17 protein-coding genes and 1 tRNA gene are annotated in these 22,204 nt (G+C 61.3%); 17 read left to right on the forward strand and 1 reads right to left on the reverse strand.

Annotated features, from left to right (window positions below):
• The 17 genes from RWZ58_RS07900 to RWZ58_RS07980 all read left to right on the forward strand — a co-directional run.
• The coding region (locus RWZ58_RS07900) for a class I tRNA ligase family protein (RefSeq protein WP_314658267.1) at positions 1–2,312 on the forward strand (2,312 nt) is incomplete at its 5' end.
• A 115-nt stretch (positions 2,313–2,427) separates the two neighbouring features.
• Positions 2,428–4,089: a folylpolyglutamate synthase/dihydrofolate synthase family protein gene (locus RWZ58_RS07905; RefSeq protein WP_314658268.1), complete on the forward strand. Its 1,662-nt coding sequence runs from the start codon at positions 2,428–2,430 to the stop codon at positions 4,087–4,089.
• A 424-nt stretch (positions 4,090–4,513) separates the two neighbouring features.
• The gene (locus RWZ58_RS07910; protein WP_070738736.1) at positions 4,514–5,191 is read left to right on the forward strand and encodes a TenA family protein; all 678 of its coding nucleotides are present in this window, start codon (positions 4,514–4,516) and stop codon (positions 5,189–5,191) included.
• 346 nt (positions 5,192–5,537) lie between these two features.
• Positions 5,538–6,200, forward strand: coding sequence for a vitamin K epoxide reductase family protein (locus RWZ58_RS07915; RefSeq protein ID WP_070642495.1), 663 nt, complete (start codon positions 5,538–5,540; stop codon positions 6,198–6,200).
• Positions 6,201–6,486: 286 nt separating this feature from the next.
• The gene (locus RWZ58_RS07920; protein ID WP_070635093.1) at positions 6,487–6,726 is read left to right on the forward strand and encodes a nucleoside-diphosphate sugar epimerase; all 240 of its coding nucleotides are present in this window, start codon (positions 6,487–6,489) and stop codon (positions 6,724–6,726) included.
• A 555-nt stretch (positions 6,727–7,281) separates the two neighbouring features.
• On the forward strand, positions 7,282–11,109 hold the full coding sequence (locus RWZ58_RS07925; protein ID WP_314658269.1) for an Rne/Rng family ribonuclease: 3,828 nt from the start codon (positions 7,282–7,284) through the stop codon (positions 11,107–11,109).
• Between the two features lie 496 nt (positions 11,110–11,605).
• Entirely contained in the window at positions 11,606–11,917 is a 312-nt protein-coding gene (gene rplU, locus RWZ58_RS07930) for a 50S ribosomal protein L21 (RefSeq protein WP_005505764.1), read from the forward strand.
• Between the two features lie 40 nt (positions 11,918–11,957).
• Positions 11,958–12,215, forward strand: a complete 258-nt coding sequence (gene rpmA, locus RWZ58_RS07935) for a 50S ribosomal protein L27 (protein ID WP_005505766.1) — start codon at positions 11,958–11,960, stop codon at positions 12,213–12,215.
• A 193-nt stretch (positions 12,216–12,408) separates the two neighbouring features.
• Positions 12,409–14,016, forward strand: coding sequence for a GTPase ObgE (gene obgE / locus RWZ58_RS07940; RefSeq protein ID WP_314390197.1), 1,608 nt, complete (start codon positions 12,409–12,411; stop codon positions 14,014–14,016).
• A 363-nt stretch (positions 14,017–14,379) separates the two neighbouring features.
• Positions 14,380–15,129 (forward strand): nicotinate-nucleotide adenylyltransferase, encoded by a 750-nt coding sequence (gene nadD / locus RWZ58_RS07945; protein WP_294628040.1) that lies wholly within the window; start codon positions 14,380–14,382, stop codon positions 15,127–15,129.
• A complete protein-coding gene (locus RWZ58_RS07950; RefSeq protein WP_314658270.1) occupies positions 15,122–16,204 on the forward strand; it encodes a sulfite reductase subunit alpha in 1,083 nt (360 codons plus the stop codon). The genes nadD and RWZ58_RS07950 overlap by 8 nt, the downstream gene beginning before the upstream one ends.
• Positions 16,205–16,268: 64 nt before the next feature.
• Positions 16,269–16,706 carry a ribosome silencing factor gene (gene rsfS / locus RWZ58_RS07955; RefSeq protein WP_314658271.1) on the forward strand — a complete coding sequence of 146 codons (438 nt, stop codon included), beginning with the start codon at positions 16,269–16,271 and terminating at the stop codon, positions 16,704–16,706.
• Positions 16,707–16,889: 183 nt separating this feature from the next.
• Positions 16,890–16,962 (forward strand) — tRNA-Ala (locus tag RWZ58_RS07960).
• Positions 16,963–17,074: 112 nt separating this feature from the next.
• Complete coding sequence (locus RWZ58_RS07965; protein ID WP_314658272.1) at positions 17,075–18,055, forward strand: cation diffusion facilitator family transporter; 981 nt, start codon at positions 17,075–17,077, stop codon at positions 18,053–18,055.
• 344 nt (positions 18,056–18,399) lie between these two features.
• The gene (locus RWZ58_RS07970; RefSeq protein WP_314658273.1) at positions 18,400–19,767 is read left to right on the forward strand and encodes a glutaminase; all 1,368 of its coding nucleotides are present in this window, start codon (positions 18,400–18,402) and stop codon (positions 19,765–19,767) included.
• A gap of 295 nt (positions 19,768–20,062) precedes the next feature.
• Positions 20,063–21,100 carry a polysaccharide deacetylase family protein gene (locus RWZ58_RS07975; protein ID WP_314658274.1) on the forward strand — a complete coding sequence of 346 codons (1,038 nt, stop codon included), beginning with the start codon at positions 20,063–20,065 and terminating at the stop codon, positions 21,098–21,100.
• A 43-nt stretch (positions 21,101–21,143) separates the two neighbouring features.
• On the forward strand, positions 21,144–21,416 hold the full coding sequence (locus RWZ58_RS07980; protein WP_070847853.1) for a hypothetical protein: 273 nt from the start codon (positions 21,144–21,146) through the stop codon (positions 21,414–21,416).
• 106 nt (positions 21,417–21,522) lie between these two features.
• Here RWZ58_RS07980 and RWZ58_RS07985 read toward each other — a convergent pair whose 3' ends face one another.
• On the reverse strand, positions 21,523–22,104 hold the full coding sequence (locus RWZ58_RS07985) for an excalibur calcium-binding domain-containing protein (protein WP_314658275.1): 582 nt from the start codon (positions 22,102–22,104) through the stop codon (positions 21,523–21,525).
• Positions 22,105–22,204: the final 100 nt, after the last annotated feature.

The raw sequence follows: 22,204 nt of genomic DNA on the forward strand, positions 1-22,204 counted from the left end.
CCGAAAAGTGGGGCACCGAAACCTCCTGGCAGATTCTCGTCGCCGACTACGTCACCACCGGTGACGGTACCGGCATCGTCCACCAGGCACCCGCCTACGGTGAAGACGACCAGAAGGTCTGTGAAGGCTACGGCATCCCCGTGATCCTCTCCCTCGACGAAGGCGCAAAGTTCCTGAACCTCTTCGCCGAGCCCACCGCCTCCGGCTCCACCGCCCTGGCTGAGATTGCAGGCGTGCAGGCATTCGACGCGAACCGCACCATCATCAACGCCCTCAAGGCAGACGACGTGCTGATCCGCGAGAAGTCCTACGTGCACTCCTACCCGCACTGCTGGCGCTGCCGCACCCCGCTCATCTACCGTGCAATCACCTCCTGGTACGTGAAGGTCACCGACTTCAAGGACCGCATGTACGAGCTGAACAAGCAGATCAACTGGATCCCGGAAAACGTGAAGTACGGCCAGTTCGGCAAGTGGGTTGAGAACGCACGCGACTGGTCCATCTCCCGTAACCGCTTCTGGGGCTCCCCGATCCCCGTGTGGGTTTCGGACGACCCGAACTACCCGCGCATGGACGTGTACGGCTCCCTCGAAGAGCTCAAGGCAGACTTCGGCCGCCTGCCCCTGAACAAGGACGGCGAACCCGACCTGCACCGCCCGTACATTGACGAGCTGACCCGCCCGAACCCGGACGACCCGACCGGCAAGTCCACCATGCGCCGCGTGGAAGACGTGCTCGACGTCTGGTTCGACTCCGGCTCCATGCCCTACGCACAGGTGCACTACCCCTTCGAGAACCAGGAATGGTTCGAGAACCACTACCCGGCAGACTTCATCGTCGAGTACATCGGTCAGACCCGCGGCTGGTTCTACGTGCTGCACGTACTGGCGACCGCGCTCTTCGACCGCCCCGCGTTCAAGAACGTCATCAGCCACGGTATTGTGCTCGGCTCGGACGGCCAGAAGATGTCCAAGTCCCTGCGTAACTACCCGGACGTCTCCGAGGTCCTCGACCGCGACGGCTCCGACGCAATGCGCTGGTTCCTGATGTCCTCCCCGATCCTGCGCGGCGGCAACCTGATTGTGACCGAACAGGGTATCCGCGAGGGTGTTCGCCAGGTCATGCTGCCGCTGTGGAACGTCTACCACTTCTTCGCCCTGTACGCTAACGCCGCCAACAACGGCGAAGGCTACAGCGCAAAGCTCAAGTACGACTCGCAGCACGTGATGGACCGCTTCATCCTCGGCAAGACCCGCGAACTCATCGAGCAGGTCACCGCAGCGATGGACTCCTACGACATCTGGAACGCCTGCGAATCCCTGCGCCAGTACGCCGACGCACTGACCAACTGGTACGTGCGCCGCTCCCGCGAGCGCTTCTTCAACGAAGATACCGACGCATTCGACACCCTCTACACCGCACTGGTGACCGTGTCGAAGGTCGCCGCGTCCCTGCTGCCGCTCAGCAGCGAGGAAATCTACCGCGGCCTCACCGGTGAACGCTCCGTGCACCTGGCTGACTGGCCCGAGGCATCCGCTTTCGCTGACGAGTCTGACCTGCTGGCTCTCATGCAGACCGTGCGTGAGGTCTGCTCCGCAGGTTCGGCACTGCGCAAGGAAAAGAAGATCCGCGTGCGCCAGCCGCTGCAGAAGATGACCGTGGCAATCGCACCCGAGCAGTTCGCTGCCCTGGGTACCGCTTTCGGTGAGAAGGGCGCGGAGTACTTCGCGAACATCGTCGAGGACGAGCTGAACCTGCGCCAGGTGGAGCTGGTCAGCGCCGACACCGTCGACCCCGCCGACTACGGCATCTCCCAGCAGCTGAAGGTCAACGCACGTGCGGCAGGTCCGCGCCTGGGCAAGCAGGTGCAGGTGGCTATTAAGGCATCCAAGTCCGGTGACTGGACCGTGACCGAGGACGGTACCGTCCTGGTTGGCGTGGCAGCTCTGGACGGTGGCCTGGCTCTGGAAGAGGGCGAGTACGAGCTGGCAACCGTGGTTGCCGCTGACGCTGAGGGTGCTGAGCACACTGCGGCTGCGGTTCTGCCCGGCGGCTTCCTGGTCCTCAACATTGAGCTGACCGACGAGCTGGTTGCCGAGGGTATCGCCCGCGACACCATCCGCGCTATTCAGCAGGCACGTAAGGACGCCGACCTGAACGTTGCGGACCGCATCAACCTGAGCATCGCGGCACCGGAGGAAACTCTGGCAGCTCTGCGCGCCAACGAAGCACTGGTGACCGGCGAAACCCTCGCCGTGTCCCTGCAGCTGAGCGAGGCAGACGAGCTGAGCATTAGCGTCGCCAAGGCATAAAACGCCTGAACCGTACGGCCGTCCCGCCCCATCACCGGGCGGGGCGGCCCGTCGTCTATCCCGCCGCACGGCGGGTCCCTGCCGGCACCGACCGGCTATCCCAACGAGGAGAACAATGAGCGAGAAGAACTACCCCGCAATTCCCGACCCCGAGGGCGTGGAGCGGGTCTACGGTGAACTGCTGGCGCGAGCACCCGAAAACAAGATGGCACCGCGCCTGGACGCCGTGGCGCGCGCCGTCGAAATCCTCGGCGACGTGCACCGTGCCGCGCCGGTCATCCACATTACCGGCACGAACGGTAAGACCAGCACCGCCCGCATGATTGAGGCGCTGCTGCTCGGCCACGACCTGCGCGTGGGCCGCTTTACCAGCCCGCACCTCGAGAGCGTCACTGAACGTATCTGCATTAACGGTGCGCCCGTACCGGATGCCACCTTCGTGCGTATTTGGGACGAAATCACCCCCTACCTGCAGATTGTGGACGCGGAGATGACCTCCCGCGGTGAGCCCGCCCTGACCTTCTTTGAATCCATCACCGTGCTTGCTTTCGCGATTTTCGCGGACGAGCCGGTGGACGTGGTGGTGCTCGAGGTCGGCATTGGCGGCACCTGGGACTCCACGAACGTTGCCGACGGCGTGGTTTCCGTGGTCACCCCGATCGGTCTGGACCACACCGACATGCTCGGTGAAACCCTCGCCGAGATTGCGACCGAGAAGTCCGGCATTATCAAGCCCGGCGGCTTCCTGATTTCTGCCGCACAGGACTCGGAAGCAGCAGACGTGCTACTCGCATCTGCCCGCGAGAAGGAAGCATCCTTCGCCTTTGAGGGCGTGGAGTTCGGCGTGGTCTCCCGCGAGCTTGCGGTCGGCGGTCAGCTGCTGACCCTGCACGGCCTGGCGGGCGAGTACCCGGATGTGCCGCTGTCCCTGCACGGTGCGCATCAGGCGCAGAACGCCGTGGTGGCTCTCGCCGCCGTGGAGGCGTTCTTCGGTGGTCAGCGTCAGCTGCCCGAGGACGTGGTGCGTACCGCGTTTGAGACGGTGCGTTCGCCGGGCCGTCTTGAGGTTGTGCGCACCGAGCCGCTGACCATCCTGGACGCGGGCCACAATCCCCACGGTGTGCGTGCTTCCGCCGCTGCGCTGACTGAGGCGTTTAAGCTGTCGCACCTGCACGCGGTGGTTGGCATTCTGGGTGAGAAGGATGCTCTGGGCATGTTTGAGACCATGCGCGAAGAGTACGTGGACGCTTCCGACGGAACCTTCCGCCTGTACCTTGCGGCCTCGGATTCGCCGCGTGCGATTGCCCCTGAGCGTCTGCACGAACTCGCCTTGGACGCTGGTCTGGACGAAGATTCGATTGAGGTGTTCGAGCACCTGGACGAGGCGATTGCCACCGCCATGGAGAACGCCCTCTTCGAGCAGGAGTCAGCGGGTGTGCTGATTACCGGCTCGATTACCGTGATCGGCGAGGCACGTACCCTGCTGGCTGCGCACGCGGAGGCGAAGACCCCCGGCGCTGAGGCTGAGGAGTTGCCGGATGAGCTGCCCGCCGAGGGTGCTTATGCGGGTTCTGCGGGCGCGGCGTCGGCTTCGACTCTGGCTGCCGCGGCGGCTGCGGCTGCCTCTGCTGAGCCGGATGAGCTGCTGGACGGCATCATGGCTGAGCTGGGCGGCGAGTCTGCGGCGGGTTCTTCGCTGGAGGATTCGCTGGGCCTGCCGCTGGGCGATTCGTACACCGATGATTTCTTCGGTGACGATGACTCCGAAGACGAATAAAGCCCACTGAGGTTATTTATGAGAAGGCGGGGTGCCGCCCCTGGTTAGTGTTTACTGGCTGGGGGAGCGGTGTCCCGCTTTTTCGCGCTCTGTCTTTTTCGCACCCAGCCTTTTTGCGCCTCCGCCTTTCTGCCTTTTGTCTCTGCCCTCGCGCTCCCACTTGAACCCACGTTCCCTCACGCGTTCCCAGGGGCTCTCACGCAACCCCAATCGCCCGATTTTCTTCGGCATGTTCCGCCCCCACCCTCCCAAAAATCGAAAATAACGAAAATTTTTGGGCACCGGGCACACAAAACCGGGCGCGCCTGCCCGGCACGGTGCTATATTCACTGAGGCGCCGGCCCCAATGTCTGAGGCCGCACCAACACACCCGCACACATACGCATACCAGCGACGGTATGCCACATAGCGAAAGGCACCCATCATGCCCGCACCCTTCACCGATTTGATTGGCACCGATTCATTCACCGAGTCCCTGCGCCAGGAGAACATTGCCACCTGGCTGTCCGCCACGAATCACCGCTTTGTTGCTGAGCTTTTTGACGGCTCGATTGCCCCGCAGGTCATGGCGGGCTACCTGGTGCAGGACTACCGCTTCCTGGACACGTTCCTCGCCCTGATTGGTGGCGCTATCGCCAACGCTGACACTCTTGCGGGCCGCCTGCGCCTGGCACAGTTCGCGGGCGAAATTGCCGGTGACGAGAACACCTACTTCCTGCGCTGCTTTGAGACTCTGGGCGTGACCGAGCATCAGCGTGAATCCATGCCCGACACGGAGGCGACCACCGGCTTCAAGCGCCTCTTCCTGGATGCGGCGGCAAGCGGCAGCTACGCGGCGATCCTGTCGGTGCTGGTGGTTTGCGAGGGCCTGTACCTGGATTGGGCGTCGAAGGCTCCCGCCAAGCGCCCCGATTCGTTTGTGCACCACGAGTGGATTACCCTGCACGACTACCCGGAGTTCCGTGAGCTGGTTGATTTCCTGCGCCGTGAGCTGGACCGTGTGGGCCCGGCGGATGCGCAGGCTGCCCGCGAGTTCTTTAGCCGCGCGGTGGAGCTGGAGCAGCAGTTCTTTGACGATTCGTACACCCACCCGCTGCCCTAAGTAATGCCCCAGATAAAGCCCTAGAAATATCCCGTTGAAACCTCCGGAAGGTTCCGCCCGCCGCTGAATGGCGGGCTCCTCCCGGGGGTTTTCGCGCGTTAAAGACTTCCCGAAGACACCTCGAAAGCGCCCCGAACGAGCCCTGAAAGTGCCCCGAAAAAGCTCAGAAAACGCGCCCATCTGCGTAAAATAGCACGTCATAAACGGAACATACAGGCTAACAGTGTGCCATTTGGCGGTGTGAGAGGCTAGGATAAATGGGGTACCGCTTCCGGGGTGCTGGCTATGCCGCGCCGGTATGTACCCGCTACTACACGAGGTGAAACACACTATCTAAAGGAGTCGTATGAGTACCGCCGCATCGAGTACTACCGAGCCCAACCACGCTGAGGCAGAAAAGCAGCAGGGGCGCAGGGGAACCCGGGCTGGCTACTCTGACCGACAGCTCGGGTTCTGGCTGATTGGTGCGGGTCTGATTGCGCTGATTTCTTCGGCGATTCTGGTGTATGAGCGCCTGCAGATTTATATTGATGCCGGCCACTCCACGGTCTGCGATATTAACGCCCTGCTTAGCTGCGGTACGGTGATGCGCACTCCGCAGGCAGAGGCTTTCGGCTTCCCGAACCCGTTCATTGGCCTGGTGGGCTTCTCGATTGTGGTGACTATCGGCGCTGCGATGATGGCGGGTGCACAGTTCAAGAAGTGGTTCTGGGTCTGCATGGACATTGGTTTGGCTGCGGCAACCGCGTTCATCATGTGGCTGTGGTACCAGACGACCTTCCAGATCAACGCCCTGTGCCTGTTCTGCATGATTGTGTGGGTTATGACCATCACGCTTTTTGTGAAGACCACGGTCCGCAATGTTTCGGTGGGGGTTATCCCGGCGTCGCAGTCGGTGCGTGAGAGCGCTCGCGGCTGGTCGTGGTTTGCGATTAGCCTGTGGGTAATCCTGATTTTCGGCATTATCGTGATCCGCTTCTTTGAGGTCATTGTGAATATGATGCGCTAAGCATTGAACTGTACCGCCCCGGTGCCTGTTGGTGCCGGGGCGTTGCTGTACCCGCAGGCAGATTGTGCCGGGAAGAATGCGGCGGGTAGATTGCGGTGGGTAGCGGAGGGGGGAGGCGCCGGTGACCCGAGCCGTGAAGTCAGCGGGGAGGCGGCGCGGGTGCGTATAATGGTCAGGTATATTCATGAGCGGCATCAGCCGGGGCCGTCTGCGGGGTTCGCCTGCGGCGTCGACTGCCCGCCGTTCTGTTGGACACTAGATTCTTGATACCCCTTCGAGGAGAACCGTGAAGACTGCCGGAATCGCCGCAATGGGCGTTGCTGCCGTTATTTTTCTGACTGCCCTGCTGTTGCTGACCGCCGGTCACTTCTCGCTGCTGTGGGTAATTCTGCTGGTGGTTTCTCCGTTCGTTTTCATTCTGGGTGTTCCGTTTGCGACCGGTTCCGGTCCGGAGTACCTGCCGACCGACCCGAAGCTTGCTCAGCAGGCTCGTGAGGCGCGCGATGCGGAGCTGGGTCTGGACTAGTTCCTCCTCTAAAAGTTTTTTGAAGCCGGGTGGTGCGTAGTGGCACGCCCGGCTTTGCTGTGCCCGCTATGGTGCTCGCCGCAGTGCGCGCGCATCCTGTCGGGAAGTGATGCCCGGAATGGGCGCAGGGGTGGCTTAGAGGTACCCTCTACCGGGTATAATGGAACACGGTGTCTTGTGCGCCCCGCACGCGCATAAAGATCCCCACCAACGCATCGAGGGAGAGTACCCGAAGAGCGCCGGCTATAAGCCGCGGAGCATAACTGTCGCACCGCGCGGGCCGCCCGCCTCGGCGAAGAAACCCGAAGACCGGCAGGGCACCCAGGAGGGTGTGAGCGTGCCGTGCTCGAGAGCGAGGTGGCTGTGACCGTCGCGGCGCGCTCTGCGTTCCGCCCGCTCGCCCCCTACGGCAGAAGCACTGAATGAGATAGTGCCCGCGAAGAACGCGCACCGTAGGGTGAGGCTTGAGCCGCGGTGGCAGCAACTAGGCTTTGCGCTGTATGCGCGCTGTTAAAATCCTTGCGGTGCGGAGCAGGGTGTAACGAAAGAAGATTAATGTCTGACGAGAAGAACGTCGAACTTGGGGTTTTTGAGGCGCTGAACGCCCTCGCGGAGGAGAAGAACGCCTCTGCAGAGACCCGTGAAACTCTGCGTAAGAATGTTCGTGAGAGCTCTGAATCCCAGCAGGGTACTGAGCGCCGCCGTCCGGGTCGCCCGAAGAAGGAGAAGGCTCCTGAGGTTCCCCTGGATGAGGCGATTGCTGCTGGCCTGACCAACCTGCGTAACGCGAAGGCTAAGCACGCGCCGGCACCGAAGGTTGCCGCTCCCGCTGCGTCTGAGACCGAGGTTGCTTCTACCCTCGATAGCCTGTTTGCGGCTGCTGAGAAGAAGGCGGCTGAGCCTGCTGTTGAGGAGAAGACCGCTAAGGTCGAGACCGTCGAGAAGACCGCGAAGGTTGAAGAGATCGCCAAGGTTGAGAAGGTTGCTAAGACCGAGACCGTGGAGAAGACCGCCAAGGTCGAAGAGATCGCCAAGGTCGAGAAGGTGACCAAGGCAGAAAAGACCGAAGAAGCCGCAGAAGAGACTGCCGAAGCTGAATTCGTTGAGGGCGAGGCCGCCGCAGAAGCCGAGGTTGAGGCTGAATCAGAGGAGACTGCCGAGAAGCAGGCTGAGAACACCGAGGCTGACTCCGCAGAGGCAGAGCCCGCAGCAGAAGAGTCTGCTGAGGAGTCCGCAGCTGAGGAGCCCGCAGAAGCTCCCGAGCCCGTAAAGACCATTAGCGACCTGCAGCGCGAGAAGCTGCAGGAGCTGCGCTCGCGTACCCCCATGGGTGCTATACCGCTGTTCATGGCGCCCGAACCGGAGGAGCTGAGCGAGCTCGCTGTTGCCGCCAAGCTGGAGCGTGAGGCACGCCGCGCCGCTGCCGAGGAGCAGAAGCGTAAGGAGCGCATGGAGCGCCGCCGCGAGGAGGCTGCCGCCGAGGCTGAGGTGACGAGCCACCGTCGCCGTCGTCGTCGCCGCGGTACCGAGGATATTGAGATTGAGGGCGGCGTTGATGATGATGTTGAGACCGTCACCAAGGTGCGTGCGCCGCGCCTGGCTGACTCTCACGCATCCAACACCGTGACCGGTGTGCGCGGTTCTACCCGCCTGGAGGCGAAGCGTGTGCGCCGCCGCGAGTCCCGTTCCCTGGGTCGCCGCCGCCACATCGTGACTGAGGCTGAGTTCCTGGCTCGCCGCGAGTCCGTGGACCGTCAGATGCTGGTTCGTCAGAAGGACGGCCGCATCCAGATTGGTGTGCTTGAGGATGGCGTGCTGGCTGAGCACTTCGTGTCTAAGACTCAGCAGGATTCTCTGATTGGCAACGTGTATCTGGGTAAGGTTCAGAACGTTCTGCCGTCCATGGAAGCTGCGTTCGTTGACATTGGCCGCGGCCGCAACGCTGTGCTGTACGCGGGCGAGGTCAACTGGGATGTTACCGGCCTGGATGGTGCGCCCCGCAAGATTGAGAACGCCCTGAAGCCCGGCGATTCGGTGCTGGTGCAGGTCACCAAGGACCCGATTGGTCACAAGGGTGCCCGCCTGACCAGCCAGGTTTCCCTGCCCGGTCGCTTCCTGGTGTACGTGCCGGGTGGTTCGATGACCGGTATTTCCCGTAAGCTGCCCGACACCGAGCGTGCTCGCCTGAAGAAGATTCTGAAGGACAAGCTGCCTGAGGGTGCTGGCGTGATTGTTCGTACCGCGGCGGAGGGCGCTTCTGAGGAGGAGCTGACCCACGACATTAACCGTCTGCGTGCGCAGTGGGAAGAGATTCAGGAGAAGGCTAACTCCCGCAAGGTGCTGGCTCCGGAGATGCTCTACCAGGAGCCCGACCTGATGATTAAGACCGTCCGTGACGTCTTCAATGAGGACTTCACCGCGATGATCGTTCAGGGTGAGAACGCCTGGGATTCCATCGAGGCGTACGTGACGTACGTGGCGCCGGACCTGGTTTCCCGCCTGCAGCAGTGGGATGGCGAGGATGACCTCTTCGACCACTACCGCATCAACGAGCAGCTGGCGAAGGCTCTGGACCGTAAGGTGTACCTGCCTTCGGGTGGTTCGCTGGTGATTGACCGCACCGAAGCCATGACCGTGGTGGACGTGAACACCGGTAAGTTCACCGGTAGCGGCGGCAACCTGGAAGAGACCGTCACCAAGAACAACCTGGAAGCTGCTGAGGAGATTGTCCGCCAGCTGCGTCTGCGCGATATTGGCGGCATTATCGTCATTGACTTCATTGACATGGTGCTTGAGTCGAACCGTGACCTGGTTCTGCGTCGCCTGATTGAGTGCCTGGGTCGTGACCGTACCAAGCACCAGGTGGCTGAGGTGACCTCGCTGGGTCTGGTTCAGATGACCCGTAAGCGTCTGGGTACCGGTCTGCTTGAGGTCTTCTCGGAGCCCTGTGAGCAGTGTGCTGGCCGTGGCCTGATTGTGCACGATCAGCCGCTGAGCGGTCGTAGCGGTGGCGCGTCGGATTACATCCACCGTCACGAGCGTAATGACCGTAAGCGTGCCCGTGCGGCTGCCCGCGAGGATTCTCGTGACCAGCAGAAGCAGGATGCCCTGGAGTCGAAGAAGGCTGAGCGTCGTAACGCTATGGCTGCGGTGGCTGCCGCATCCGCTCAGGCTGATGAGGCTTCGGAGGAGACCACTTCGACCCGTAAGAAGCGTAAGCGTCGTAAGCGTTCGCGCCGCGCGGAGACCGCTGAGCTGTCTCTGGAGCAGGAGATTCAGGGTATTGCCGAGGCTGCCAGCGAGCAGGCTCACGCGGAGGTCGCTCAGCGTGAGGACAAGGTCGCTGAGGTGACCGGCGGTAACTGGATTGGTGAGCAGGGCGGTTTCTCCCTGGAACAGCTGGCGAGCGCGTTTGACCGCGTGGAGGAGGAGTCCCCTGAGGATTCCTCGAATGGCTCTGACCAGGAGCGTTCTGCAGAGGATCGTTCGGAGGAGCGTCGTCCGTCCAAGCGTGGCGAGAAGAAGTCTTCTCGTAACCGTCAGCGCCGCGAGCTGACCGATGCGGATATTGCCGCTGTGGAGGATTCCGGTGCGGGTGCGCTGGAGGACGAGCACCACGTTGACCCGGAGCTCGACCCGCGCTTTAGCCGCTCCTCGGATCGTTTCGAGGCGATTCGCGCTGGCGAGGCGAAGGCTCGTGCTTCTCAGAAGGCTGGCCGTATTGCCCGCACTGAGGGTGAGTCGTTCCGTTCGAACCGTGAGGATCGTGCGGCGAAGCGTCAGGACCGTGAGCAGCAGAACGCTGAGGCGAACTCCGAGCAGAAGGCTCAGGAGTCCAAGCGTGTTGAGCGTGAGGACCTGCGCATTGAGGATGTTCGTGAGACTCCGCGTGCGTCTCGCCGCCGTGCTCGTCGTGCCGCTGATGAGAAGCGTGCCGAGAAGGCTGCTGAGCAGAGCGTGGCACCTGAGCAGAATGTGGCATCTGGGCAGGCACCCGCAAAGGGTGATAAAGTTGAGAAGTCCGCGAAGGCTGAGTCTCGCCCGGTGGTGACCGGCGTGATTGGTGCTCCGGCTGTGACCGGTGTGATCGGTTCGGCTCCTGCCGCAGTTGAGGCTGAGGCTCCGGTTGAGGAGACTCAGAAGCCTGCGGCTCAGGTGCCCGGTTCGACCCCGCGTAAGCGTCGCACTCGCCGTGCTGCGTCGAGTGCCGGTGCAGGTGCTCAGGTCGTGACCGTGGACGCTTCCGAGCGTGCTGAGGGTTCCGTGGTTGCTTCCGCTTCTGTGGCGGATGTGGCTCCGGTTGCTGATGACGCTTCGGCTCCTGTTTTGTTCGGCATTGGCGTTGCCGCTGCCGATATTAAGCGTGAAGGTAAGGACGATTAGTCTTTAGCTTCCGATCATCGGAATTCCGATGGTGTGTATGTTGCGCCCCGGCGGGGTGGAGTAATCCACCTCGCCGGGGTTTTTATGCCCGGTTTATCTGCGGTGTATCTGCCGGGGTTGAGTAGTATCACGTGCCGACTTCGTGCGTTCCGCAAATTTATCTATTGCGCGGCGCGTAGATCATGCCGTATCCTTAAGGACTGGTGTTTATCTCAGTGAAGCCCTATCGACGCAGGGCCAGCGGGAGACACCGCTCCCACCCGCATCGTCTTCGGCGCGGTCGTGTATTCGGCTGAGTTTGGAACGTGCGGGAGAGAGACACCACCGGTGAGCCTCGCGTGTTGGCTTCGGCGGGCAATCCCGTCGGAACGCACGGGCCGTTCCTCCTTGTTCGCGGTTATTTGACTGGCGGGGGAGGGCGCACAGCAATGAAAGCGCAGGCTGCTCATTCGTGTGAGATTCAAGAAGCAAGTTGTCGAGAAAAGTGAGTCCCATAGTGGCATACGCGATTGTACGCGCTGGCGGCCGCCAGGAGAAGGTTTCCGTAGGCGACCTCGTTACCCTTGACCGTGTTGCAGGCGAGCCCGGCAGCACCATCGAGCTGCCCGTGCTGCTGCTCGTCGACGGTGACAAGGTCACCGCTGACGCAAAGTCCCTGGCTTCCGCCAAGGTTGTTGCTGAGAAGGTTGAGGACCTGCGCGGTCCGAAGATCGTTATTCAGAAGTACAAGAACAAGACCGGTTACAAGAAGCGTCAGGGCTTCCGCGCCGAGCTGACCACCGTCAAGATTACCGCTATCAACGCGTAATTAAGACGACCGGAATTCAACCCTAAGGTAGGAATACAGAATGGCACACAAGAAGGGCGCAAGCTCCACCCGTAACGGCCGTGACTCGAACCCCCAGTACCTCGGTGTTAAGCGCTACGGCGGCCAGTCCGTCAACGCAGGCGAGATTCTCGTTCGCCAGCGCGGCACCCACTTCCACCCCGGCCTGAACGTTGGCCGCGGTGGCGACGACACCCTGTTCGCTCTGGCAGCAGGCACCGTCGAATTCGGTACCCGCAAGGGCCGCAAGGTCGTTAACATCCTGGCAGCAGCTGAGTAATACTCACCGCTAGGGCAGAGGGGGTAGGCGTTAGTCTACCCCCTCTCGCTATGACCTCGAATGCCGTGGACGCCCGTGCTGGGTTCCACGATGAGGCGCACCCCAACCCGGTCGCGCCTGCCGCCGCATCCGTAGCATGATGGGTGTGTGCCGTGCGGTGGCGAAGTGAAGATGTTCAAGATAAGGAGAACCCGTGGCAGAGTTCGTGGACCGCGTGGTCTTGCATGTATCTGGCGGTCGCGGAGGTAACGGCTGCGTCTCCGTGCGACGTGAAAAGTTTAAGCCCCTGGGCGGCCCTAACGGCGGTAACGGTGGTAATGGTGGCGCGGTGATTCTGCGCGTGGATAACCAGACCACGACCCTGTTGGAGTACCACCACAGCCCGCATCAGCACGCCCCGAATGGCGATATTGGTCGTGGCGATATGCACCACGGCTTCAACGGTGAGGACCTGGTCCTGACCGTGCCGCAGGGTACTGTGGTGAAGGACCGCGAGGGTAATGTTTTGGCTGACCTGCTGCGTGTGGGCGACGAGTATGTTGCTGCGCGTGGCGGTATGGGCGGTCTGGGTAATGCTGCGTTGGCTTCGGCTAAGCGTAAGGCTCCCGGTTTTGCTCTGTTGGGCACCCCCGGTGAAGAGGCTGATATTGTTCTGGAGCTGAAGTCCATTGCGGATGTGGCTCTGGTGGGTTACCCGTCGGCTGGTAAGTCTTCGTTGATTGCTGCGATTTCTGCGGCGCGTCCGAAGATTGCTGATTACCCGTTCACCACCCTGATCCCGAACCTGGGTGTGGTGCAGGCGGGCGATGTTCGCTACACCGTCGCGGATGTTCCGGGTCTGATTGAAGGTGCTTCTGAGGGCCGCGGTCTGGGTCACCGCTTCCTGCGCCATGTGGAGCGTTCTTCGGCTCTGGTGCACGTGATTGACTGTGCAACTCTGGAGCCGGGCCGTGACCCGATTAGCGACTTTGAGGTGATTCGCGGCGAGCTGCAGAACTATGAGGTTGACCCGACTGCGGGTGTGACCGTGCCGCTGCATGAGCGTCCGCAGATTGTGGTGCTCAATAAGATTGACGTTCCTGAGGCTCGTGAGCTGGCGGAGTTTGTTCGCCCCGAGTTTGAGGAGATGGGCTTCAAGGTCTTCGAGATTTCGACGGCTTCCCATGAGGGTCTGAAGTCCCTGATCTTCGCGATGGCAAAGCTCGTGGAGGAGGACCGCGTGGCTCGTGCCGCTGCCGAGAAGGAAGCGGAGCGCGTGGTTGTTGAGGCTCCTGTGGTTCGCCCGAAGGGCTTCCGCGGCAAGAAGAAGCAGGAGTTCATTATTCGCCGCGAGGAGCGTAACCTTGAGCCGCTGTTCCGCGTGATTGGTGAGAAGCCTGAGCGTTGGATCCAGCAGACTGACTTCAATAATGATGAGGCTGTCGGTTACCTGGCGGACCGTCTGGCGCGTCTGGGTGTTGAGGATGAGCTGTTCAAGGCTGGTGCTCGTGCCGGTGACGCCGTGGTGATTGGTGAGAACGACAACTCGGTCATCTTCGATTGGGAGCCGACCATGGTCGGTGGCGCCGAGCTGCTGTCCTCCCCGCGTGGTACGGACGCTCGTCTGGAAGAGATCATTCGCCCGACTCGTGCGCAGAAGCGTGTGGAGTACAAGGAGCGTATGGATGCGAAGGCGGAGGCTCGTGCAGAGCTGGAGTCCGAACGTGTTGCGGGCGTGTGGACCGAGTCGGTCGAGTACCGCAAGAAGCTGAAGGAAGGCAAGGTCGACGAGAATATCGACATGCCGAACGTTGACGACTAATAGCTGAGCATTAGCTGTTGCCTGGCTGATGCTTGGTCGTTAGGTATTGGCGCCGCGTGCCGGGGTTCGCTCCGGTGCGCGGCGTTCTTGCTTCCTGATGCTTTGACTGTCTTTTACGCAGCCTCTTGCACTGGTTTTGCGCGGCGGAACATGTGGGTGGGCGTGCTGGCTGGGTATTCCACTGGCGGCTTAGCTCACCCCCGTCATTTCGGTGTTTTTGACCGTAAGAAGGTAGCATAGAGGGGAATGTACGCGGGCACCGTTTCGGTGTTGCGTACCTTCTGTGTACCTGCCCGCATCCGCGCCTGTGGCGGCTCCCAAGTTGCCGTGGTGCGGTCTCTGTCCCCAGCAAGGACGGCATTTGTGACTGACCAGCCTGTTCACCTTGATTTTGGTGCTCCGAGCACCGAGTCGATTCCCCCGCGCACTCCCGGTCGGGTGCGTCTGGGCGTGATGGGTGGAACCTTCGACCCGATTCACCACGGACACCTGGTGGCAGCTAGTGAAGTTGCCGCCGTGTTCGACCTGGACGAGGTCGTGTTCGTTCCGACCGGTCAGCCCTGGCAGAAGGTGGGGGAGCGGCACGTGAGTGACGCTGAGCATCGCTACCTGATGACGGTGATTGCGACCGCGTCGAACCCGCGTTTTACGGTGAGCCGTATTGATATTGACCGTGGCGGCGCCACGTACACCTTTGATACGCTTAACGAGCTGAGCGCCCTGCGCCCGGATGCTGACCTGTTCTTCATTACCGGCGCGGACGCGATTAGCCAGATTATGACCTGGCGCAATGCCCATAAGCTGTGGGATTTGGCGACTTTTGTGGGCGTGACCCGCCCCGATCATGAGCTGGATCCGCCGCTGGCTGAGGGTCGTCATATTACGACCCTGAAGATTCCTGCGATGGCGATTTCTTCGACCGATATTCGTCGCCGCGCAGCTGAAGATGCCCCCATCTGGTACCTGGTGCCGGATGGTGTGGTGCAGTACATTGCTAAGTACGGCCTGTACAAGAAGGACGCTTTGACGGCGTACCGTGACGGCTTGCCCCGCGTGAAGGAAGAGTCTGGGCAGGCACCCCAATCGACGAATAATGAGGGAACACATGAGTGAAGCTACGGGTTCGAAGCCCTATAGCGAGGACGAAGCGTACCTCTACGAGACGTACGTGACCGAGGACGGCATTGAGGTGCCGCCGCCTACTAAGGTGATGGGTCCGCGTCGTCTTGCCCGCTACCGTGAGGAAGTTGCCGAGTACCTGCGTGCAGCCCGCCGTGGTGAGCCCGCGAAGCCTGTTGAGAACATGGGCTCTGTGGTTCATGCGGACGCTATTGACCCGCAGGTTCTGGCTGTTCAGCGTCGTTTTGCGGCGTTGGCGGCTCAGGGCAAGATTGAGACTGAGGCGAACGATGAGGAGAAGCTGCACGAGCCTGCTCCTCTGACCAGTAGCCTGCGTGTTCTGCGCCCTGAGGAGATTGCGCAGAACCGTGTGGATGCGACCAGCCCCTCCGCGGTGGATAACCCGATGACTTCTTCGATCCCGGTGATTGCCGTGGTCAAGGAGGAGGAGCCGGAGCCCAAGCTACACCAGTACCTGGTGCGCGATGAGCCGAAGGTTGAGGAGCTGGACAGCTCCGTCGCTGAGGTCGAGGAGACCGAGGATGCTCCCGTTGAGGAAAAGACCGTTGAGGCTGTCGAGGTTGAAGAGTCTGCTGACGAGCTGCCCACCCGTGTGAGCGCCGTGAACGCGCAGGGTCTTGACCTGAGCGTGTTGGATAGCGCCTCCGCTGGTGACACCGTGGATTCGGTAGACGGTGACCCGACTGTTGCCCTGAGCCCGGATGAGGTTGAGGAGCTGCTGCAGCGCATGGTGGATCGTCAGGATCCCGAAGAGTCCGCTGCCCTGGTTGAAGAGGTCACCGAGGAAGCCGAAGAGTCTGAGGAAGCCGCGAAGGACGCCGAGTCTAAGTCTGCTGGTTCTAAGATTGCAGAGTCTAAGGCTTCTGATTCCAAGTCTGCTCCGGTGCCTTCCGCTGAGGCTTCCAAGGAGTCTGCTTCTAAGAGCGCTGTTGAGAAGGCTGAAGAGGTTCTGAAGCCCGCGCAGAAGACCTCCCTGGCGTGGCTGTGGATTGTTCTGCTACTCGCCCTGGTCGTTGTCGGCTTGATTATGATTTTTGGCCCTAAGTAGGCCGTGAGCATGCACCCCCTTGGCGGGTGCTGCCGGTGGGGTTCTGCCGGCAAGAAAGGAAAATATGACTGCTGCACAGTCCTCGGTTGAGGCTCTGCGCATTGCTGCCCGCGCTGCGGAGGAGAAGCAGGGAACTAACCTGTTCGCTGTGGATGCTTCTGACGCGATGGGTCTGATTGATGGATTCCTGGTGGTTTCTGCCCACAATGAGCGCCTCGTGAACGCTATTGCGGATGAGGTTGAGGACGCTCTGCGTGAGCAGGCTGACCTGAAGCCGGTCCGCCGTGAGGGTCGTTCCTCGGGTCGTTGGATTCTGTTGGACTTTGGCGATATTGTCGTGCACGTTCAGCACGAGGAGGACCGCGAGTTCTACGCTCTGGATCGTCTGTGGGCTGAGGCTCCGCGTATTGAGCTGGGCGTTGAGAACGAGGCTCCCTTCGACATTGAGGGTGAGACTGAGGAAGATGCTGCACGCATCATTCCCGCTCAGGACGAGGAGTAAGCTTCTGCTTGATTTTTAGCTGATGAGGGGTGGGCTCTGCTGGCGCTGTATGGTGCCGCGGGGGCCGCCCTTCTTGCTTACCCGCCGGGAACTTTTTGGATTTTTGGGGGCGCTGGTTTGCATCGCTGTCCGTGGTGTGTGTAATATATTCATGTTGCCTCGTTGAGGTCACTAACAGAATATGGGGATATGGCGCAGCTGGTAGCGCACCTGCATGGCATGCAGGGGGTCAGGGGTTCGAGTCCCCTTATCTCCACGTTTTCCTCGGTTGAGGAGCTTGTCGCCCGGTTCTTGTGAATCGGGCGATTTTGCTATCCACTGATAACTCTCGATAGTCAACAACGCAGTTCATAGTTAAGGAGAAGCGCATGGGAGCGCACACACATCACGGCCACGGCGGGCATCACGGGCATCACCATGGGCACGACCATTCGCATGCCCCGAGCCCGGAGGACGCCGCCTCGATGCGTCCGCGCCTGCTGATTGCGTTCAGTCTGGCGGTCGTTATTGTGTTGGCGCAGGCGATCGGTTCGTTGGTCACCGGAAGTCTTGCGTTGCTGACTGATACGGCGCACGCTGTTACGGATGCCTCGGGCCTGCTGGTGGCGTTGACGGCGGCTTCGCTCATGACGCGCCCGGCAACGTCCCGCCGCACGTGGGGTTTTCGCCGTATTGAGGTGCTTGCCGCCCTCGGGCAGTCGGTGCTGCTGCTGGCGGTGGGCATCTACACGGCGGTGGAGGGCGTGCATCGCCTGTTCGCCCCGCCGGAGGTGCCCGGCACCGAGCTGCTGATCTTTGGCGTGGTTGGCCTGGTGGCGAACGCTATCGGCATTGCGGTGCTGGCGACGGCGAGGAACGCGAACTTCAATATGCGTGCCGCGTTCATGGAGGTGCTCAATGATGCCCTGGGTTCGCTGGGTGTGATTGTGGCGGCTATCGTGATTTGGCTGACCGGCTTCTACCAGGCGGACGCTCTTGCGGGTCTGTTCATTGCGGCGCTGATTGTGCCGCGTGCGATGCGTCTGATGAGGCAGACGACTGCGGTGCTCATGGAGTTCACTCCGGACGGTCTGGATTTGGACGCGATGCGTGAGCACATGCTGCGCGTTGAGGGCGTTGTAGAGGTGCACGATGTGCACGCTTCGATGGTGGCGACCGGCCTGCCGGTGGTGACCGCGCACGTGGTGGTTGCCGATTCGTGCTTCCATGACGGGTCTGCGGTGGCAATTCTGGACCGTATCCGCTCCTGCGTGGCGGGCCATTTTGAGGTGTCGGTGGAGCATTCGACGTTCCAGTTGGAGACTGCCGAGTTGGGTGGTCGTGAGCCGGCTTCGATTCGCCACCCGTAGGCTGGCTCGCGTAGGTTTTGTCCGGGTTTCGTCGGCGGTTCTGCCCGCCGCGGTAAATTACGGCAGAAAACGGCAAACCAGAACAGGTACCAGAGCCTGAAATAGCGGGGGAGTAGCGACCGTTATATTTGGTGGCTTCAACACGCAAAAGATACACTCTTTAGGGAGCAAAAGGTGCTCCTCACCCACACACTTTGACAGGTCCGCTGGCTGGCTCTTTAGTTTGGTAGCCGCGGTAGCCTGCAACGATGAGCGCCTCAGCCCAGCTGAAACGGAACAGCGGGCGGGCGCATCCTGGAATTTTTGACGAGAACAACCACGATTAGCAGCAGATACGGAATACCATGCATTCACCTATTGCCACTTACCTGACCGAGACCCTCGAGTCGGTCGCTTCTGATACCTCCGGTGAGTTGGCAAACTACATTCCGGAACTTGCCGCCGTGGACCCGGACAAGCTTGCCGCGTCTATCGCCATGGTTGATGGTGAGCAGTACGCCGCCGGTGACTCCGATGTGGAGTTCACTATTCAGTCGATTTCTAAGCCGTTCGTGTACGCCCTCGCGCTCGCGGACCGCGGCTATGATGACGTGCTTGCGAAGGTGGGCGTGGAGCCTTCCGGTGAGCCGTTCAACGAGCTGTCCCTGGAGGACGGCTCCGGTAAGCCGCTGAACCCGATGATTAACGCGGGCGCGATTACCACCCATTCGCTGGTGGGTCCTCCCGGTGCGACTCAGGGCGAGCGTATGGAGCGCGTCATTTCTGGTTTGTCTGCGTTTGCGGGCCGTCGCCTGTCGGTGAATGAGCGCGTGTACGAGTCTGAGCTGGAGCACGCGCACCGCAACTACGCGATTGCGCACATGCTGCGCGGCCACGGCATCCTGACCGGTGACCCGACTGTGGCGGTGCAGGGTTATACCCGCCAGTGCTCGCTGATGGTGACGGTCAAGGATTTGGCGTTGATGGCGGCGACTTTGGCGAACTATGGTGTGCATCCGGTGACGGGTGAGCAGGTGGTTCCTAAGACTGTGGTGCGTCAGGTGCTGAGCGTCATGTTCACGTGCGGCATGTATAACTCTGCGGGTGACTGGGCGACCCAGGTGGGTGTTCCGGCGAAGAGCGGCGTGGGCGGCGGCATCATTGGTGCGGTGCCCGGTCAGCTGGGTGTGGCAACGTTCTCGCCGCGCCTTGACGGTCACGGTAACAGTGTGCGCGGTGTGGAGCTGTTCGAGCAGTTCTCGGATGACATGGGCATGCACGTGATGAACGTGCCGACCGTGGCTCGTTCGGCGTTGCGCGCGAACTACCAGATCGGTTCGGGTGATGAGTCTATGCGTCTGATTCAGTTGCAGGGCCGCATCCGTTTTGCGGGTGTGGAGCGCGTGATCCGTGAGATTGTGGAAGCCCCGATGGAGGGCTCGAAGGTCGCCCTGGATGTGACGCGCGTGTACGCGGTGGATGAGGTCGCTCAGAGCATGCTCCTGGAGCTGATGCGTCGTCTGCGGAATGACGGGTACAAGGTGTACCTGATTGATAATGACGAGACGATTACGAACACGGATGCGCTGCGTAGCATGGGTGTGAAGATTCTGACGAACCCGGCGGCGGTAACTTCTGCAGAGTCGGATGCTGAGCGCGTGGCTGAGGCTGACGCTGAAGAGGCTGCGGAGGCGGCAGCGCTGAAGGCGTCGGAGCCCGCTGAGGCGGAGTAGCCGGTAGAGCCTGAATCCGAGTTGGTTTTTAGCCGAGTACTTGGCTCCACGGTTTCGTGAACTTTATAGATTGAGGCCCCTTTCCCGGGTGCGTTATGAGCGCGTTCTGGGGGAGGGGCCTTGCTGTATCGTGGCGGCGCTTGCGGCGCGGGAATCTGTAACGTGTCGAGTGTGGTCTCTGGTGAGGAACCGGTAGGAAAACGCGTAAAGGTTCGTTATTGGCAGCGTTGTTAATTATTAAGTAATATTTTGAATTTTTCGATATCTAACGGCGGTCTCATCATACACTCATAATATGAACACTGTTCCACACTCAGAAACACCTATCGCTCCTCGTCAATCCGCTATCGCTGACCCCGCCGCTACCCCAGCAGTATCGGGTGCTTCTGCCCGCGCCTCCATGGGTCGACGGGAACTCTTGCGCCACGTTGGTACCTTTGGGCTGGGCGCGGTGGGTTTCGGTGTGCTGGGTCTTGGCTTGACCGGCTGCACCCCGTCCGCGGCGGAAGGCACCCACGGAGCAGCGAGCGGGTCAGCCCCGGGCGGTACCCCGTCGAGCAGCCCGTCCGGCAGTGTATCCGGTAGTGCCTCGGCGACTCCTTCGGCTACCCCCTCCGCATCCACATCTGGCTCCGCATCGGGTTCTGCATCCCCGACCGCCGCGGCGTCTAAGACGGCTTCTGTGACTGCGACCTCGTCGAACCCGGTTCCCGAAGCTCGTGCCTGGACTGGCCCGCAGACCGGCCTGCCGGGTGAGGGCAAGTACATTGCGTGGACGGTCGATGACGGCGCTGACCCGGAGGTGGTGCGCGCCTACGCGGAGTTCGCACACCGTACCGGCACGCGCCTCACCTTCTTTATCAACGGTCAGTACCCGGCGTTTAAGCAGCATCGTGACCTGTTGTTGCCGCTGGTGAAGAGCGGCCAGCTGCAGATTGCGAACCATACGTATAGTCATGCGGCGTTGACGAGCCTGACGGATGAGCAGATTGTTCAGGAGTTGACCCGTAATGATGAGGAGATTATGCGGCTGTTTGGGGTGTCTTCGAAGCCGTATTTCCGCCCGCCGTACGGGTATTATGATGCGCGCGTGTTGGCGGCTGCGGCGTCGTGTGGTTTTACGCGCCCGGTGCTGTGGTTCGGGTCGTTGGCGGATTCGTCTAATATTTCTTCGGCTGAGGTGTATGCCTATGCGGAGAAATATGCGTTGGCTCAGCATATTGTGATTGGGCATTTGAATTATCGGGGTGTGGTGTCTGAGCTGGACCGTATTCGGGCGTTGTTGGATCGGCGCGGGTTGAAGACGGTGACGATTCGCGACTATTACGGGTAGTGTGGGGGAGCCCTAGCGGGGTCTGGTGGGTATACTGGGAGGCATGACGAAGCTTCCTCAGAACCCTATTCTTCGGCAGGTGCACCGCTTCCGTGAGGCGCTGCTGTTTTTGCTGTATTACACGGTCTCTTTTCAGGGTGTGCGTTGGATGCGTACCCGCCACCCGCGTTTGGCGACGGCGTGGTCGGTGACCCTGTGGGTGAAGATGGTGTTGCGTGGCATGGAGCAGGTGGTGCGTATGCTGGTGCCGGTCCTGCAGGATGCGGAGGCGCGCCGTGCTCGCGCTGAGCGTGCCCGCGCCTACCAGCCGCGCTAACCTCACCGGCTGAGCTAACAGACTAGGCTGATACGACGAAGCCCCCTTGCCCCGGTTCAACCAAGAACCAGCACAAGGGGGCTTCGCTCTATCTGGGGGCAGAAGCCTAGTGCTTCTTCTTCGGCTCGCACGCCACGCCGTCGCCATCACGGTCCAGACCCGGACGGTAACCCGGCTCACCACGATGCAACGGTGCAGCACCCGCGGCACGAGCATCAGCACACGATTCATAGTAAACACTCGACTGCGCCGGGGCCTGCTGAACCGGCTGAGCGGGAGCCTCAGCCGCTGGAGCCGGTGCCTGCTGGACGGGTGCCTCCGTAGCTACCGGAGCCTGCTGCACCGGCTGAACGGGAGCCTGCTGCGCGGGCGCCTCAGAAACCGGAGCTGCCGGCGCCGCCACAGAAGGCGCCTCAGCCGCCGGTGCCTGGGACGGAGCCTGTACGGGAGCCTCAGTCGTCGGAACTGGCGACGGGGTTTCCGTCGGGGTAGGAGACTCCGAAGGAGACGCAGACGCACTCGGCGTCGAAGAAGCAGTAGGGGAAGCCGAAGCAGAGGGGCTAGCCGAAGCAGAGGTCGACGATGACGCAGACGGCGTAGACTTCGGAGCACGAACAGACGAAGAGCAACCAGTCAGCAACAGGGCACCCGCAAGAACACCAGCGGTCGCGGCGTGAATTTTCAACACAATATTCCTTTAAAAGTGAGTGGACAAGCGTGTTCACCGTAGAACACACACTCAAGTGTAAAGGAAAACAACCCCACCCGCAGGCAATATTGAGCCCCTC

Origin of the sequence: uncultured Rothia sp. (assembly GCF_963544205.1) — a bacterium.
Classification (GTDB): Bacteria; Actinomycetota; Actinomycetes; order Actinomycetales; family Micrococcaceae; genus Rothia.

Coding starts and splice junctions, on each gene's coding strand:
- RWZ58_RS07925 (WP_314658269.1), top strand. CDS start 7,282: ATGTCTGACGAGAAGAACGTCGAACTTGGGGTTTTTGAGGCGCTGAAC.
- rsfS (WP_314658271.1), top strand. CDS start 16,269: ATGACTGCTGCACAGTCCTCGGTTGAGGCTCTGCGCATTGCTGCCCGC.
- RWZ58_RS07980 (WP_070847853.1), top strand. CDS start 21,144: ATGACGAAGCTTCCTCAGAACCCTATTCTTCGGCAGGTGCACCGCTTC.
- rpmA (WP_005505766.1), top strand. CDS start 11,958: ATGGCACACAAGAAGGGCGCAAGCTCCACCCGTAACGGCCGTGACTCG.
- RWZ58_RS07905 (WP_314658268.1), top strand. CDS start 2,428: ATGAGCGAGAAGAACTACCCCGCAATTCCCGACCCCGAGGGCGTGGAG.
- RWZ58_RS07965 (WP_314658272.1), top strand. CDS start 17,075: ATGGGAGCGCACACACATCACGGCCACGGCGGGCATCACGGGCATCAC.
- RWZ58_RS07950 (WP_314658270.1), top strand. CDS start 15,122: ATGAGTGAAGCTACGGGTTCGAAGCCCTATAGCGAGGACGAAGCGTAC.
- RWZ58_RS07910 (WP_070738736.1), top strand. CDS start 4,514: ATGCCCGCACCCTTCACCGATTTGATTGGCACCGATTCATTCACCGAG.
- RWZ58_RS07975 (WP_314658274.1), top strand. CDS start 20,063: ATGAACACTGTTCCACACTCAGAAACACCTATCGCTCCTCGTCAATCC.
- RWZ58_RS07970 (WP_314658273.1), top strand. CDS start 18,400: ATGCATTCACCTATTGCCACTTACCTGACCGAGACCCTCGAGTCGGTC.
- RWZ58_RS07915 (WP_070642495.1), top strand. CDS start 5,538: ATGAGTACCGCCGCATCGAGTACTACCGAGCCCAACCACGCTGAGGCA.